The sequence below is a fragment of the Bordetella genomosp. 12 genome, from assembly GCF_002261355.1.
In the GTDB taxonomy this organism is placed as follows: Bacteria; Pseudomonadota; Gammaproteobacteria; order Burkholderiales; family Burkholderiaceae_B; genus Bordetella.
Genome location: NZ_NEVU01000001.1, coordinates 960,160 through 975,829, shown reverse-complemented (window position 1 = coordinate 975,829; position 15,670 = coordinate 960,160). Strand labels below are relative to the sequence as shown.

Here is a 15,670-nt window from a genome sequence, read left to right as displayed (position 1 = left end):
GACGGCGCATCGTCTCGTCACAATTTGAAATAATAGGGCCGTAGCCCGGCCGCCGCGGCGGTATCCCCGCTGTCATTCCGGCTGAACGCACAATAATATTGCGGGTTTACCCTAGGTTTGCGGCTATTTTTGCGAAAAACCTACATCCAACGGCAACTTTTAGTAGCGAGATCCGATATACCCCGGGATCAAACAGGTATTCTTCGTGCTCTTGATCGAAAATCCGCGCCTGCCGCGCCTTCGATCTCCAGGCTGGGCCCGACTCGGCCGGATCCCTATTAGCTATTCGAGACAATGAGGGTGGTACTCAATATGCAATTCAAGCCCCAGAAACTGCTGGTCGCAATCGCCGCCGCCGGCCTCATCCCGGCCGCCCATGCCGCCGATATCAAACTCGGCGTGGCCGAAGCCCTGTCCGGCGGCGCCGCGCAGTACGGCAACTCGATCCGCAACGGCTTCCAGCTGGCTGCCGACGAGATCAATGCCGCCGGCGGCATCAATGGCAATAAGCTGGTGCTGGTGGTCGAAGACGAACAAGGCAAGAAAGAAGAAGCCATCAACGTCTTCAAGAAACTGATCTTCAAGGACAATGTCCTGATGGTCTTCGGCCCGACGCTGTCGAACTCCGCCCAGGCCGCCGACCCGATCGCCCAGGCCGCCAAGACCGTGGCCTTCGGCACCTCCAACACCGCCGATGGCATCACCTCCATCGGCAACTATGTATTCCGCAACTCGGTCACCGAAGCCGACGTGCTGCCGGCCACCATCTCCACCGTCAAGGCCAAGACCGGCCTGAAGAACGTCGCCGTCCTGTATGGCAACGACGACGTCTTCACCAAGAGCGGCTACGACAACTTCAAGAAGGCCCTCGAAGACCAGAAGATTCCGGTCACCACGACCGAAACCTTCGCCAAGGGCGACGTGGACTTCAAGGCCCAGCTCACCAAGATCAAGGGCACCAATCCCGACGCCATCGTGCTGTCGGCCCTGCTGGCCGAAGGCGGCCCCATCATGGTGCAGGCACGCCAGCTGGGCCTGAATGTGCCGGTCATCGGCGGCAACGGCATGAACTCGGTCAAGATCTTCGAACTGGCTCCGGGCGGCGCGTCCAACAATCTGTGGATCGGCAGCCCCTGGTCCATCGAGAACAAGACGCCGCAGAACACCAAGTTCATCGACGCCTACAAGGCCAAGTTCGGCAACGCGCCGGATCAGTTCTCGGCCCAGTCGTATGACGCGATGTACATCGCCGCCCAGGCCCTGAAGAACACCAAGCTCACCGGCGACCTGCCCAAGGATCGTGCCGCGCTGCGCGACGCGCTGCCTTCGGTGCAATGGACCGGCGCCACCGGCCCCTTCAAGTTCCGCCAGGCCAACGACCGCGCGGGCAAGCCGGCTGGCTATGACGCCGACCAGGCGCCGATCATCAGCGTCACCAAGGACGGCAAGTACGTCATCGAGAAGTAAGCTGCCGCCTTATCGGTAAGCCGCCTCTCTATCGGGAAGCACAGCGCCTTGCGGAAGACACAATCCTCCGCAAGGCGCTTGATTTGGGAAGTCCCTTATGTTGGAACAACAATTCGTCAACGCGCTCTCTCTGGGTAGCGTTTACGCCCTCTTTGCGCTGGGGTTCACACTGGTCTTCGGCGTGCTCGGCGTCATCAACCTGGCGCACGGGGCCGTGTTCATGGTGGGCGCCTACGCGGCCCTGACCGTGGTACAGCTTTTCGCCCTGCCGCTGTGGCTGGCGCTCATCGTCGCCTTCTTCGTCGCCGGCCTGACCGGTGTACTCATCGATTTTCTGGTGCTCAAGCCGCTGCGCAAGCGCAATGCGCCCCACCTGATCCCGATGATCGCCACCATCGGCGTGGGCATCATCCTGAATAACGCCGCACAGGGCATCTTCGGCGCCGGCAATATGCGCTTCCCGCACGGCACCGTGCCCGAGGAAGTCATCGAGATCGCCGGCCTGCACCTGACCGTCATCGAACTGGGCATCATCTTTCTGTCCTTCGCGCTGATGGCCGTGCTCATGTTCGTCATGCGCCGCACGCAATTCGGCCGCGCCCTGCGCGCCATCGCCGAATCGCCCAAGGCCGCCTGGCTGCTGGGCATCAACGTCGAAAAACTCTTCATCACCACCTCGTTCGCCGCGGCAGCCCTGGGCGGCGTGGCGGGCGTGCTGATCGGCCTGTACTCCAACGCGCTCTTTCCGCTCATGGGCCAGCCCATGCTGCACAAGGGCATCGCGGTCATCATCCTCGGCGGCATGGGCGATATTCGTGGCGCCATGCTGGGCGGTCTCTTCCTGGGATTCGCAGAGGTGCTGTCGGTCGCCTATATCGGCTCGACCATGCGCGATGCGGTGGCATTCGGCCTGCTGTTCCTGATCCTGCTGGTGCGTCCGCAGGGCCTGTTCGGCAAAGTGGTTCAACGCAAGGCGTAAGTGATGAGCGGATTTGAGAATTTCTGGGCCATTTATGGCAACCTGGTGCTCACCCTGGGCACCAACGCCCTGCTGGCGCTGTCCATCTGGCTGACGCTGGCCTGCGGCATGCTGGCCATGGCCAATGCGGCCTTCATGGGTATCGGCGCCTATGCGGCGGCGCTGCTGACGATGAACTACGACGCGTCCTTCCCGGTGGCGCTGCTCGGCGGCATGCTCGCCCCGGCCGTGGTGGCAGCCCTCATCGGCCTGCCCACTTTGCGGTTGTCGGGCGTGTATCTGGCCATGGCGACGCTGGGCTTTGGCGAAGTGGTGCGCGTGACCATCCTCAACACCGAGTCGGTCACCGGCGGCGCGCTGGGCCTCAACGGCATCCCGCAACTGACGCAATGGTGGCATGTGGCGCTGGCGCTGGTCATCGTGCTGTTCGTGCTCTGGCGCATGCGGCGCTCCAAGATCGGCCGCGCATTTGACGCCATCCGGGGCGACGAAACCGCCGCCGGGCTGATGGGCATCGACGTGCGCGCCAACAAAATGCTGGCCTTCGTGCTGGGCGCCATGATCGCCGGCCTGGCCGGCGGCCTCAACGCCCATCTGACCTTCTTCATCGGCCCCAATGAATACGGCTTCGACCGTGGCGTCGAGATCCTGACCATGGCCATCCTCGGCGGCATCGGCAGCCTGGCCGGCCCGGTGCTGGGCAGCACCATCGTGACGGTTCTGCCCGAACTGCTGCGCGGTTTCGCGGATTTCCGCCTGGTCATCAATGGAGTGATCCTGGTTGTGATCGTGTTGTTCCTGCCGCAAGGCATATGGGATCCGGCGCGCTTCAAGCGCTGGTTGCGTCAAGGAGGCAAACGCCATGCTTGAGCTTTCCTCCGTTTCCAAGAGCTTCGGCGGCCTGCACGTCCTGCATGACGTGAATCTGTCCGTGCCCGAAGGCAGCATCTATGGCCTGATCGGCCCCAACGGGGCCGGCAAGACCACGGTGTTCAACCTCATCACCGGCCTGCTGCCGCCCAGCGGCGGCAACATCAGCTTCAATGGCGAGACCCTGCTCAAGCGCGCGCCGCACAAGATCACGCGCATGGGCATCGCCCGCACCTTCCAGAACATCCGCCTGTTCAAGGAAATGACGCTGCTGGAGAACGTGGTCGTGGGCGCCTATCGCCACATGAACTACGGCCTGGCGGGTCTGCTGTTGAGCCTGCCCGCCTTCCGCGAAGCCGAACAGCGCGCCCGCGAGCGCGCGCATGAACTGCTGACCTGGATGCGCCTGGATCACAAGGCCAATGATCTGGCCGACAATCTCTCCTATGGCGAGCAGCGCCGACTGGAACTGGCGCGCGCGCTGGCCACCGAGCCCAAGCTGCTGCTGCTCGACGAGCCGGTCGCCGGCATGAACACCGGCGAGCGCGCCGAGCTCATGCGCGAGATCCTCGCCATCCGCGACCGCGGCTACACCATCCTCATGATCGAGCACGACATGCGCTTTGTCATGGGGCTGTGCGAGCGCATCGCGGTGCTCAACTTCGGCAAGATCATTGCCTGCGGGGGCCCGGAAGAGATCCGCAACAATGAACAGGTCATCGAAGCCTATCTGGGCCGCGAAGACGACGAAGACACCGAACAGGCGGAGGCCGTGCAATGAGCGCCATGCTGGAAGTCCGTGGGCTCGAAGTGAACTACGGCCATATCGAAGCGGTGCGCGGGATCGACCTGAGCCTGCACGCCGGAGACATCACCGCCCTGGTGGGCGCCAACGGCGCGGGCAAATCCACCACGCTGCTGGCGCTGTCGGGGCTGCTGCCCAAGGCCGCCGGCCGCATCGTCTTCGAAGGCGAAGACGTCACCCAACTGGCCCCGCATCAACTGGTCGCGCGCGGCATCGTGCAAGTGCCCGAGGGCCGTGCCATCCTGACCACCATGACGGTGCTGGAGAACCTCGAGCTGGGCGCTTACCGGCGCGGCCTGAAGCATCTCGGCAGCGATCTGGAATATGTCTTCAACCTGTTCCCGCGCCTGAAAGAGCGTATCCACGGCATGGCCGGCAACCTGTCGGGCGGCGAGCAGCAGATGCTGGCCATCGGCCGGGCGCTGATGGCCAAGCCGCGCCTGCTGCTGCTGGACGAACCCTCCATGGGCCTGGCGCCCATCGTGGTGCAGGATATTTTCCGCTCGCTGCGGGCCATCAACGCCGACGGCCTGACGCTGTTCCTGGTCGAGCAGAACGTCAGGCAGGCGCTGAAGATCGCCCAGAAAGGCTATGTGCTGGAAAACGGCGCCATGGCCCTCGAAGGCACCGGACGCGAGTTGCTGGGCCACCCGCGCGTGCTCGAAGCCTATCTGGGCGCCTGAGCCCGCGCGCGGCGCGCGCCACAGCGCCTGCGTCTCGACCTCAGCCGCGAGCGCACGGCGACTGACCGCCAACGCCCCGAAGGCCTGAGTCCGGTATCGCACCGGACTCAGGCCTTTTCACTTGGGCGGGAGGGGGACGCCACGGCGGCCTGGCCGGATGCCGGCCGGCCACGGGCCGAGGCCGGCGATGCAGCCGCGGCTCAGGCCTGCGCCGTCAGCCGCTGCCGCAAGCCTTCGAGCAGCGCGGGCCAGCCCTGCGCGCACCGCAGCAACTCGACCGAGGGGTACCACGGGGTGTCGGCGCGCTGCAGCTGCCAGCGCCAATCCGGCATGGCCGGCAGCAGCAACCAGGTCGGCACCGCCATCGAGCCGGCCAGATGGGCGGCGGCGGTATCCACGCTGATGACGCGATCCAGGTTGGCGACCAGACCGGCGGTGTCATGGAAATCCTCGAGCGGCGGCAGCGCCAGACGCGCCGCCGCGCCGCGGCCGCGCCAGGCGTCGATGGCCTGCAGGTCGGCTTCGCGCACATCCTTCTGGATGCACACGAAGTCGCAGGGCGCATCGAGCAGCGCGGCCAGCTGCGCAAACGGAATCGAGCGGTTGTGGTCGTCCGGATGCACCGCGTTGCCGGACCAGGACAAGCCGATGCGCGGCCGGCGCGGGCCGTCGAACATCGTATCCAGCCGCTCGGCCCAGGCGGCTTGCGAGGAAGCGGCCGCCTGCAGAGGGCGCGCCAGCGGCCAGGGCTCGGCGCCCCGCGCGGCCAAGGCCAGCGGCAGGCTCAGCAAGGGCACATGGCGATCAAAAGCGGGCAGCGGCTCGTCCGCGGCCAATACGGTGACCTCCGGCAGATTGGCCTTGAGCAGGGCCAGCAAGGGAGGCTGCACCTGCAGCACCACTTGCCCGGCCTGCGCGGCCAGGGCCGGCACGTAGCGGCTGAACTGCAAGGTGTCTCCCAGCCCCTGCTCGGCATGCACCAGCAGCGTCAGGCCCGTCAATGCCGTCTCACCCAGCCAGGGCGCGCCTTCGACAGGGCGGGTCTGCCCGCCGTCGCGCCAGCGCCATTCATAATCGCGCCAGCCATGCGCATACTGGCCCAGCAACAGATTGGTCTGCGCGCGGTTGTTGCGCGCGCCGGCGTTGTCCGGATCGATGGCCAGCGCCTGCTTAAAATGCCGCAAGGCATCCTGCAGGCGCAGTTCGTCACGGGCCAGCACGCCCAGATTGGTGTGCGCGTCGACCAGCTTCGGGTCGAGTTTGAGCGCGGTCTCATAGGCTTGCCGCTCGTCGCGGCGGCGGCCCAGCGCACTGAGCGCCATCCCGCGCAGATAATGCAGGCCGGCCGATTGCGGCGCCAGGGCCAGGGTGCCATCGATCACCACCAGCGCCTGCTCGGCGCGCCCCAAGTGCTGCATCAGATCGACGATCTGTCCAAGCAGGGCGATGTCATGGCCCGCGAGCCGGTAGGCGGCCCGGTAGTGGGCCAGGGCCGCCTCGGGCCGGCCCGCCTTGCGATTGACCGCTGCGGCGTCGCGCAGCAAGGCGGCGTCGGTGGGGCGCGCGCGTACTGCCCGGTCGAAATGGTCCGCCGCCTCGGGCAGACGCCCCTGCCGGCTCAGCGTATAGCCCATCGCGCTGAGCACGCCGGCCTCCTCGGGCGCGAGGACCAGTGCCTGCGCGAGCAGCTCGGCGGACTGCGCATAGGCGCCCGAAGCAAACGCCTGCGCGGCGCGCTGGCGCAAATCAGAGAGAGAGTCGGTCATGCGGCGGTCGGAATCCGTGCGGGGCCGGGGGCGACCCGGCTGAGAAGGAAGATCCGGATTTTATCGTCCGCCCGCCGCGGGCGCGCAATCAACGCACCTGCTGCTCCACCACCATGTCCAGCACATAGACCTTGTCCGGCGCGTCGGCCGGCGGCTGCTGCCGCGTGTAACGCTTGACGCGCAGCACCGTCCGCACGCCATCGTGGTGTTGATAGCCTTCGATGCCCTGGTAAAGCGGCTGCCAGTCTGCCTGCGGCGGCAGCGCCACGCCGGATTCGCTGTAGCGGCGCTCCCGCACCTGCAGGCAGCGCTGGCCGGGCATCATGGGATGGTTGCAGGCGGTGGTGGCGCCGGCCACTTCCAGAAAGATCGTCTCGCCCGCTCCGCCGTAACGGGTTTCGGCCGTCGGCTCGCCGGCGAAGGTCAGCACGCTGCCATCGGCCGCCGTCAGTTGCAAGCCCGGCGCGGCCGCGCCGCCGGTGCGATTCAGGCGCAAAGCGCCCTGGAACACCCGCGCGACGTCGGCATCCAGGCGCATGAGCGCGGGTTCGCAGGCTTTCATGCTGGCCGCCAGGTTGGCCACGGTCAGCACGTCGCCGGCCAGCTTGTAGCCGCCGAACTGCGTGTTGCAGCCGCCCTGGATGTTGAGCGCGTCCGGCGTGAAGCTCAAGCGCAGGCCGCGTTCGACGCCGGTGCGCAGGATGGCCTGCCCGCCCGCGTCGGTCGCGCCGCTCAGGCGCCAGGTGTAAGCGGTCAAAGGCAGCGCGGCAGCCGCAGCGTTCATGGTCGTGGATTCCTCGCGAGGCGCAGAGGCCGGCGCGCAGCCCGCCAGCAAGGCGGCCAGCATCGGGGCCAGAAGCAGATGTTTCTTCATGGACGTACCTCTCTGGATTTCAGGCCGCATTCTACGAAGCGCGGACAGGCCGGCCGCCAGGGGCCGTTTCAAAATCTAAACCATGCCCGCCGCCGCGCCGCGCCACCTTACATACTGAAACGATAAAAACCGCGCGCCCAAGCAAAAGCCCCCTTGCGGGGGCTTTGGACTGCCTGCTTCCTCGGGAAGCAGCAAGCGGCATTACACGCGCTTGATCTTTTCCAGCATCTTGAAGATGCCCTTCGGGGCATTGACGAAAAGGCGCTTGAACGACTTGCCCAGGCAACGGCGTTCGAGGGTGTTACGACGTACGCGCTTGCGTTCGGCCATGATGAATATCTCCGCTAAAGGATTCGTGGGGTTCGAGCCGCCCCGCAAGCTGCGCGCGGCGAAAATTCGGGTAACTCGGGATTCTAGCCCGAAATGGGTGCAAGCGACAAACCTGGCTTTGTCAACCCGTCCCCTTTACCTATCCGGCGCCGGCCCGTCCCGCCGGCGCGCCGCCAACGCGGGGATTTGCGATCCGGCCATAAATTTGTTGTACTGTTTATTCATCCAGTTTTGTCTGTATCCCGCGCTCGCGGTCCCGCCCGCGCTCCGAGCGTGACGGCCCCCCGCAAGGCGGGCCCCGCCCCCGCATCCGGGCTCGCCCCCCACACCGGCTACGATTACGCCCCATGAGCTCCCATATCCGCATCGTTGGCGCCCGCCAGAACAATCTCAAGAATCTTGATCTCACCATCGCCACCGGCGAGCTGGTCGTCGTGACCGGGGTTTCCGGCTCGGGCAAGAGTTCACTGGCCTTCGACACGCTGTACGCCGAAGGGCAGCGGCGCTACGTCGAGACCTTCTCGCCCTATGCGCGCCAGTTCCTGGACCGCATGGACAAACCCCAGGTCGACCGCATCGAAGGGATTCTGCCGGCCATCGCCATCGACCAGACCAACCCGGTGCGCAGCTCGCGCAGCACGGTCGGCACGATGACCGAGCTCAACGATCACCTCAAACTGCTGTTCGCGCGCGGCGCGCAGCTGTATTGCCGCGGCTGTGGCAAACGGGTGCGGCGCGACACGCCGGAATCCATCTTCCACTCCCTGGCCGAGCGCAGCGCCGCGGCCGCGGATCCGCGCCTGGTCATCACCTTCCCCATCACGGTGCCGGCCAACTTCACCGAGGAAGAGGTCAAAGGCTTTCTCGAAGGCCAGGGCTACACCCGGGTGCATCGCGAAGAGGCCGCCGCGGCCGTGGCCAAAAGCAAGGGCCGCGGCAAAAAAGCCGAGGCGCCCGAAGCCCGCCGCACCCTGCATGTGGTGCAGGATCGCCTGCGCTTTGGCAATGCCGAGCGCGACCGCGTCATGGAGGCGCTGGACACCGCCTTGCGCATGGGCGCCGGCCACCTCGCGGTGTATGCCATGGACGCCGAGGGCGGCGACGCCGCGGTCTGGAAGTACAGCGACCGGCTGCATTGCGCCGACTGCAATATCGAATACAGCGACGTCCTGCCCAGCAGCTTCTCCTTCAACTCGCCGCTGGGCGCCTGCGAAGCCTGCCGGGGTTTTGGCCGGGTGATAGGCATCGATCTGGGTCTGGTCATCCCCGATGAAAACAAAACGCTCAAGGAAGGCGCGATCAAACCCTGGCAAACCCCTTCCTTCAAGGAGTGCCAGGATGAAATGATGAAGTACGCGCCGCGCGCCGGCGTCCCGGTTTCCGTGCCGTGGAAATCCCTGTCGCCGCAGCAGCGCGCCTGGGTGCTCGATGGCGATCCGGATTTCAAGGGCGGCGCCTCGGCCTGGAAACATCAGTGGTACGGCGTGCACCGCTTTTTCGCCTGGCTGGAGAGCAAGGCCTACAAGATGCATGTGCGCGTGCTGCTGTCCAAGTACCGCAGCTATACGCCCTGCCCCAGTTGCCACGGCGCCCGCCTCAAACCCGACGCCCTGCTCTGGCGCCTGGGCAGCAAAGCCGAGGCCGATGCCGTGCTGCCGCCGGGCGACGCGCGCTATCAGCGTTTCATGCCGGCCGGCGTGAGCTGGACGCGCGAGTTGCTCGACAGCCTCGATGGGCTGTCGGTGCATGACGTGATGTTGCTGCCCATCGAACGCGTGCGGCGCTTCTTCGATGCGCTGCGCTTCCAGGGCGCCATGGATGCCGCCGCCGACCTGCTGCTGACCGAAGCGCGGGCACGCCTGAAGTTCCTGTGCGACGTGGGCCTGGGCTACCTCACCCTGGATCGGCAGAGCCGCACGCTGTCCGGCGGCGAGGTGCAACGCATCAACCTCACCACCGCGCTGGGCACCTCGCTGGTCAACACGCTGTTCGTCCTGGATGAGCCGTCCATCGGCCTGCATCCGCGCGACATGCACCGCGTGGTCGAGGTCATGCATCGCCTGCGCGATGCCGGCAATACGCTCGTGGTGGTCGAACACGACCCGCAGGTCATGGTGGCGGCCGACCGCATCATCGACGTGGGCCCCGGCCCCGGCGAGCGCGGCGGACGCATCGTTTTCGACGGCACGCCGGCGCAATTGCGCGCCGCGCCCACCCTGACCGGCGACTATCTCGGCGGGCGGCGCCACGTCGAGGCCCCGCGCCCCATGCCGGTCGCGGCCAACACGCCGCGCCTGTTGCTCGAAGGCGTGCGGGCGCACAACCTCAAGAATGTCTCCATCGAACTGCCGCTGGGCCGCCTGGTCTGCGTGACCGGCGTCTCCGGCTCGGGCAAGTCCACCCTGGTGCAGGATGTGCTGTACCCCGCGTTGCTCAAGCAGCAGGGCAAACCCTCCGAAGCGCCCGGCCCCTTCGACCGCCTGCTGGGCGCCGAGCAGATCGCCGATGTCGTCATGGTGGACCAGACCCCCATCGGCAAGACCGCGCGCTCCAATCCCGCCAGCTACGTCGGCGCGTTCGACGCGATCCGCAAACTGTTCGCGCAAGCGCCGCTGGCCAGGGAGCGCGGCTATACCGCCGGCACCTTCAGCTTCAACAGCGGCGACGGCCGTTGCCCGACTTGCGGCGGCACCGGCTTCGAACACGTCGAGATGCAGTTCCTGTCGGACGTCTATCTGCGCTGCCCGGATTGCGATGGCAAACGCTTCCGCCCCGAAGTGCTCGAAGTCCGCGTCGAACACCTGGGCAAGAGCGCGTCCATCGACCAGGTGCTGGAGATGACCGTCAGCGAAGCGCTGGAGTTCTTCCGCGGCCTGCGCGACGTGCAGACCGGCCTGGCGCCGCTGGGCGACGTGGGCCTGGAGTACGTGCGCCTGGGCCAGCCCGTGCCCACGCTCTCCGGCGGCGAGGCGCAGCGCCTGAAACTGGCCGGCCATCTGGCCGAGGCCGCGCGCTCGGGGATTTCCACCGCCAAGGTGGCCAAGAAAGGCAGCCTCTTCCTGTTTGACGAGCCCACCACCGGCCTGCACTTCGACGACGTGGCGCGGCTGATGCGCGCCTTCCGCAAGCTGCTGGCCGCCGGCCACACGCTGCTGGTCATCGAGCACAATCTGGACGTCATTCGCGCGGCCGACTGGCTCATCGACCTCGGCCCGGACGGCGGCGATGCCGGCGGCGAACTCGTCGGCGTGGGAACGCCGCAAGACCTGATGGACAACCCGCGCTCGTATACCGGGCGGGCGCTGCGCGATTACGCCACCAGCATCCTGCCGGCCGACGTGGTGGTATCCACCGACGCCGATCGCCAGGAAGCCGAGCAGGCCGGGCTGACCGCGGTGCTCGAAGAGCCCGCCACGCCCTACGCCAGCGGCACGCCCCTGCAATCGCTGATGCGCCGCCGCCGGCAACAGGCCGAGGCCATCGAGATCCGCAACGCGCGCGAACACAACCTCAAGAACATCAGCGTGGAGATCCCGCGCGACACCTTCACCGTCATCACCGGTGTGTCGGGCTCGGGCAAGTCCACGCTGGCCTTCGACATCCTGTTCAATGAAGGCCAGCGGCGCTATCTGGAGTCGCTCAACGCCTATGCCCGCGCCATCGTGCAACCGGCGGGCAAACCCGACGTGGATGCCATCTTCGGCATTCCGCCGACGGTGGCCATCGAACAGCGCACCAGCCGCGGCGGACGCAAGTCCACCGTGGCGACGATGACCGAAATCCATCACTTCCTGCGTCTGCTCTACGTCAAACTGGGCACGCAGTTCTGCCCCGATTGCAACGTGCCGGTCGAACCGCAGAACACCGAACAGATCGTCGCCCGCCTGCTGCGCGAGCACAAAGGCCGCCATCTCGGCCTGCTCGCGCCGCTGGTCACCGCGCGCAAGGGTTACTACACCGACCTGGCCAAATGGGCGGCCGGCAAGGGCTACACCCATTTGCGCGTCGATGGCGAGTTCATCCCGGTCAGCCCCTGGCCGCGCCTGGACCGCTACAAAGAACACACGATCGAGCTTCCGGTGGCCGACGTGGTGGTCGACGCGGCCAACGAGGCGGCGCTGCGCGAGGCCGTCAAGGGCGCGCTGGAGCATGGCCAGGGTGTGATGAGCATTCTTTGGGATCTGACGCCGGGCGCCCAGGGCGACGCGCCGCTGCGCCGCGAGGCGGGCCTGAACCAGCAACTGCAGCAGCAGCATTTCTCGGTCAAGCGCGCCTGCCCCTCGTGCGGCATCAGCTTCCCCGAACCCGATCCGCGTCTGTTCTCCTACAACTCCAAGCATGGCTGGTGCGAAGGCTGCTTCGGCACGGGCCTGCAATTGCAGGGCTTTGACGCCGAACAGACCGGCGAGGAAACCGCCTGGAACGCCTGGTACGAGGGCGAGGCCAAGGCCTGCGGCGTCTGCCACGGCCAGCGCCTGAACCGCACCGCGCTGGCCGTGCGCTGGCGCGATCGCTCCATCGCCGCCCTGGCCTCCATGCCGGTGTCCGAGGCGCACAGCTTCTTCACCGGCCTGGTCATGCGCGGTCGTGAAGCCGAAATCGCGCGCGACATCCTGGCCGAAATCCGCGGCCGCCTGGACTTCATGCAGGAAGTCGGCCTGAACTACCTGGCGCTGGATCGCGCCGCGCCCACGCTCTCGGGCGGCGAGGCGCAGCGCATCCGGCTGGCCGCGCAGCTCGGCTCCAATCTGCAAGGGGTGTGCTACGTCCTGGACGAGCCCACCATCGGGCTGCACCCGCGCGACAACCGCATCCTGCTCGATGCGCTGGCACGGCTGGAGGGCAATGGCAACACGCTGGTCGTCGTCGAGCACGATGACGACACCATACGGCGCGCCTCGCACATCATCGACATCGGGCCGGGCGCCGGCATCCGTGGCGGCCGCGTCGTGGCCCAGGGCAGCGCCCAGGATCTGATCGACGCGCCCGAGTCGGTCACCGGCCGCTATCTCGCCCGCCCGCTGGCGCATCCGCTGCAGGGCCGGCGCGCCATCGACCAGGACACCCCCATGCTGCGCATCAAGGCCGCGCACCTGCACAACCTGGGCAACGTCAATGCCAGCGTGCCGGTCGGGCGGCTTACCGTGGTCACGGGCGTGTCCGGGTCGGGCAAGTCCACGCTGGCGCGTGAGGTCCTGCTCGACAACCTGAGCCGCGTCGTTGCGGCGGGCAAGGCCGACCAATGGATGGGTTGCGCGCGCATCGAAGGGTGGGAAGCCATCGACCGGGTGCTCGAGGTGGATCAGACCCCCATCGGCAAGACGCCGCGCTCCTGCCCGGCCACCTATGTGGGCTTTTGGGACGATGTGCGCAAGCAGTTTGCCGACACCCGCGAGGCGCGCATGCGCGGCTGGGGCGCGGCGCGCTTTTCCTTCAATACCGGCGACGGCCGCTGCCCGATCTGCGAGGGCCAGGGCATGCGCACCATCGAAATGAGCTTCCTGCCGGACGTCAAAGTGCCGTGCGACGCCTGCAATGGCGCGCGCTTCAACGCCGACACGCTGAGCGTGCAGATGCGCGGCAAGAACGCCGGCGAGGTGCTGGCCCTGGAGGTCGACGATGCGCTGGACTACTTCGCGGCGCATCCCAAGATCCATCGCCCCCTGCAATTGATGCAGGATGTCGGCCTGGGCTATCTGACCCTCGGACAGCCCTCGCCCACCCTGTCCGGCGGCGAAGCCCAGCGCATCAAGCTGGTCACCGAACTGGCCAAGGCCCGTCTGACCGACGGGGTCATCAAGACCGGCCGGGCCTCGCGCATCCCCCACACCCTCTACGTCCTCGATGAGCCCACCGTGGGCCTGTCCATGGCCGACGTCGAAAAACTCATCCACGTCCTGCACCGGCTGGTCGAGGCCGGCAATACGGTGGTCGTGATCGAGCATAATCTCGATGTCATCGCCGAAGCCGACTGGCTGCTGGACCTCGGTCCGGAAGGCGGGACGGGCGGCGGCCAATTGGTGGCCGAAGGCGCTCCGGAACATGTCATGAGCCTGCGCGACCGGTCCCATACGGGGCAGGTGCTCGCCGAGTTCCTCAAACAATAGACGGATATGGATTGTTGGTTCGAAGACCGCCTGGCCGGGCGGTCGCGCCGCCTGTCGGGGCAGGTGGCGCGCATCGAGGCCGCGCAGCCGCAAGCGCTGCCGGCGGCCTGGGAGGCCATCGAGGCGGCGCGCCGCGCCGGCCGCTGGGTGGCCTTGCTGCTGGATTACGAATTGGGCGAATGGCTGCTGCCGCAGGCGCTGCACGCGCCGGCCAGCGGGCCCAACCCGCCGCCGCGCCCGGACCTGCCGCCGCGCCTGACCGCACTGGTGTACGAACAGGCCGAGCTGACCGGCCCCTGGACGGGCAGCACCGACGCGCGCGTCGTCTGCGCCACCCCGCGCCAGGCCGAGGCCGACTATATCGAGCGCATCGAGCGCATCCGGACCGGCATCGGGCAAGGCGAGTTCTACCAGGTCAACTACACCCAGCCGCTGGACGTCCGCATCGAGGGCGCGCCAGACGCCCTCTACCGTGACATCGCCCAACGCCATCCCGTGGCGCATGCCGCCTACGTGCGCGACGGCCGGCGCACGGTGCTGTCCTTTTCGCCCGAACTCTTCGTCGCCCGCCAGGGCGAGCGCCTCGTCACCCGCCCCATGAAGGGCACGGCGCCGCGCGCGGCCGATCCGCAGGAAGACGCACGCCTGGCCGGGCAATTGCTGGCCAGCGAGAAAGACCGGGCCGAAAATCTGATGATCGTCGACCTGCTGCGCAACGACCTGGGCCGCCTGGCGCGGCCGGGCTCCGTGAGCGTGGACGCCCTGTTCTCGCTGGAGCGCTATCCGACGGTCTGGACCATGACCTCGACGGTCAGCGCCCACGCGCCCCAGGCCAGCCTGGCCGAGGTCATCACCGCCCTGTTTCCTTGCGGTTCGATCACCGGCGCGCCGAAAATTTCCGCCATGCGCCGCATCCGCCAACTGGAGATAGCGCCGCGCGGCCTGTACTGCGGCAGCGTGGGCTGGCTCGCGCCGGACGGCGATTTCTCGCTCAATGTCGCCATCCGCACCCTGGTGCTGGACGACAGCGGCCAGGGGGTCTACAGCACAGGGGGTGGGATTGTGTACGACTCGGACCCCGGGTTAGAGTGGCAGGAATGCCAATGGAAGGCCCGCATCCTGGGTCAGCCCCTTTAGGATAGCCATGGCCCCCGAGCTGATCGAAACCCTCCTCGTGACCGCCGACCGCAGCCTGCCGCTGCTGGGCCGGCACCTGACCCGGCTGGCGGCTTCGGCCCAGGCGCTGGGCTATCACTGCGACGAAGCCGCCATCGAGCGCGACATCCTGGCCGCCGCGCGTGCGCCGGCCGGCCTGGAGCCCTATCGCATGCGCGTGCTGCTCGAGCGCAGCGGGCGCTACGACATCCAGACGACGCCGCTCGCACCGCTGCCGCTGGTGCAGGAAATCCTGCTGGCGCCCGAACCGCTGGACTCGCGCGAACCGCTGCTGCGCTACAAAACCACCTTCCGCCCCTGGTACGCCAAGGCGGCGGATTGGTTGCCCGCGCATCCGCAGATCTTCGACATGGTGTTCTTCAACGAAAAAGGCCAGCTCTGCGAAGGCAGCCGCAGCAATCTCTACCTGCTGCTGCACGGCCAGTGGTATACGCCGCCGGTCGAATGCGGCCTGCTGCCGGGCGTGCAGCGCGCCGAACTGCTGGAAACCGGGCAAGTCCGCGAGCGGGTGCTGGAGGTCGACGACCTGCGCCGCGCCGATGGCCTGCGCCTGTCCAACGCGCTACGCGGCTGGATCGACGTCACCCTGCACGACTACTGACGGCCCGCCTGG

The 15,670-nt window shown here is 67.1% G+C and carries 11 protein-coding genes; 8 read left to right on the top strand and 3 right to left on the bottom strand.

Going from position 1 to position 15,670, the window contains the following annotated elements:
- Positions 1-312 precede the first annotated feature (312 nt).
- The 5 genes from CAL22_RS04560 to CAL22_RS04540 all read left to right on the top strand — a co-directional run bounded on the left by CAL22_RS04560 (position 313) and on the right by CAL22_RS04540 (position 4,804).
- Complete coding sequence (locus tag CAL22_RS04560; protein ID WP_094810773.1) at positions 313-1,467, top strand: ABC transporter substrate-binding protein; 1,155 nt, start codon at positions 313-315, stop codon at positions 1,465-1,467.
- A 97-nt stretch (positions 1,468-1,564) separates the two neighbouring features.
- Positions 1,565-2,446 carry a branched-chain amino acid ABC transporter permease gene (locus tag CAL22_RS04555; RefSeq protein ID WP_094810772.1) on the top strand — a complete coding sequence of 294 codons (882 nt, stop codon included), beginning with the start codon at positions 1,565-1,567 and terminating at the stop codon, positions 2,444-2,446.
- A 3-nt stretch (positions 2,447-2,449) separates the two neighbouring features.
- Complete coding sequence (locus tag CAL22_RS04550) at positions 2,450-3,316, top strand: branched-chain amino acid ABC transporter permease (RefSeq protein WP_094810770.1); 867 nt, start codon at positions 2,450-2,452, stop codon at positions 3,314-3,316.
- Positions 3,309-4,097: an ABC transporter ATP-binding protein gene (locus CAL22_RS04545; RefSeq protein WP_094810768.1), complete on the top strand. Its 789-nt coding sequence runs from the start codon at positions 3,309-3,311 to the stop codon at positions 4,095-4,097. Before CAL22_RS04550 ends, CAL22_RS04545 begins: the two co-directional genes overlap by 8 nt.
- On the top strand, positions 4,094-4,804 hold the full coding sequence (locus tag CAL22_RS04540) for an ABC transporter ATP-binding protein (protein WP_094810766.1): 711 nt from the start codon (positions 4,094-4,096) through the stop codon (positions 4,802-4,804). The genes CAL22_RS04545 and CAL22_RS04540 overlap by 4 nt, the downstream gene beginning before the upstream one ends.
- Before the next feature lie 200 nt (positions 4,805-5,004).
- Here the strand turns inward: CAL22_RS04540 and CAL22_RS04535 are convergent, their stop codons facing one another.
- The 3 genes from CAL22_RS04535 to CAL22_RS21405 form a co-directional block, all read right to left on the bottom strand.
- Positions 5,005-6,570, bottom strand: coding sequence for a tetratricopeptide repeat protein (locus CAL22_RS04535; protein ID WP_094810764.1), 1,566 nt, complete (start codon positions 6,568-6,570; stop codon positions 5,005-5,007).
- A gap of 88 nt (positions 6,571-6,658) precedes the next feature.
- Positions 6,659-7,444: an META and DUF4377 domain-containing protein gene (locus CAL22_RS04530; RefSeq protein ID WP_094810762.1), complete on the bottom strand. Its 786-nt coding sequence runs from the start codon at positions 7,442-7,444 to the stop codon at positions 6,659-6,661.
- Positions 7,445-7,645: 201 nt separating this feature from the next.
- Positions 7,646-7,774, bottom strand: coding sequence for a hypothetical protein (locus CAL22_RS21405; RefSeq protein ID WP_256682143.1), 129 nt, complete (start codon positions 7,772-7,774; stop codon positions 7,646-7,648).
- Between the two features lie 347 nt (positions 7,775-8,121).
- Between CAL22_RS21405 and uvrA the strand changes: the two genes are divergently transcribed.
- From uvrA to CAL22_RS04515, 3 genes are read left to right on the top strand one after another with little or no spacing between them, the layout of a single operon-like run.
- Positions 8,122-13,881, top strand: coding sequence for an excinuclease ABC subunit UvrA (gene uvrA / locus CAL22_RS04525; RefSeq protein WP_094810760.1), 5,760 nt, complete (start codon positions 8,122-8,124; stop codon positions 13,879-13,881).
- 6 nt (positions 13,882-13,887) lie between these two features.
- Positions 13,888-15,018, top strand: coding sequence for an aminodeoxychorismate synthase component I (locus CAL22_RS04520; protein ID WP_094810758.1), 1,131 nt, complete (start codon positions 13,888-13,890; stop codon positions 15,016-15,018).
- 7 nt (positions 15,019-15,025) lie between these two features.
- The gene (locus CAL22_RS04515; RefSeq protein ID WP_094810756.1) at positions 15,026-15,658 is read left to right on the top strand and encodes an aminotransferase class IV family protein; all 633 of its coding nucleotides are present in this window, start codon (positions 15,026-15,028) and stop codon (positions 15,656-15,658) included.
- The last annotated feature ends 12 nt before the right edge of the window (positions 15,659-15,670 follow it).